At 61.0% G+C, this 433-nt stretch carries 1 protein-coding gene; it reads right to left on the minus strand.

Annotated elements, in window-relative coordinates:
- On the minus strand, positions 1–350 hold a 350-nt coding region (locus tag DUK53_RS17185), incomplete at its 3' end, for a fimbria/pilus outer membrane usher protein (protein ID WP_368665729.1).
- Between the last annotated feature and the right edge of the window lie 83 nt (positions 351–433).

A 433-nucleotide genomic window follows, 5' to 3' on the forward strand; every position in this document is an offset into this window, starting at 1 on the left:
ATGCGGAACGGCCCCGCCGCCACTGAGCTTTCGTAGAGCACCCGCCCCTGTTGACGGATAATCACTTTAGCGTTGGTCTTCGCCACCCCCGTTACCTCCGGCGCGTAGCCGCGCAGGTTCGGTGGCAACATGCTGTCGTCTGATATCAGGCTCATCCCGGTAAAACTGAAGCTGTCGAACATGCCGGAATCCAGTGAACTCTCACCCAGCGTCAACTTAGACTGCAGCGTTGGTACGGCACGGTAGGCGTAATAGCGGCTCCATTCCAGCCGGTTCTCGCTGTAACTGCTGGACCCAGTCTGGTGATTGGAGTTGCCCTGCCAGTCTGCCCGCAGGCGCCACGGTCCCAGGTTAGCGCCGGCCGTACCGTTGCCGCTGACGCTGTACGAGTTACTGCCGTCGCGCTGCTGATGCTGTGAACGGGCGTTGACGT

The organism is Listeria sp. SHR_NRA_18 (assembly GCF_003856515.1).
Classification (GTDB): Bacteria; Bacillota; Bacilli; order Lactobacillales; family Listeriaceae; genus Listeria_A; species Listeria_A newyorkensis.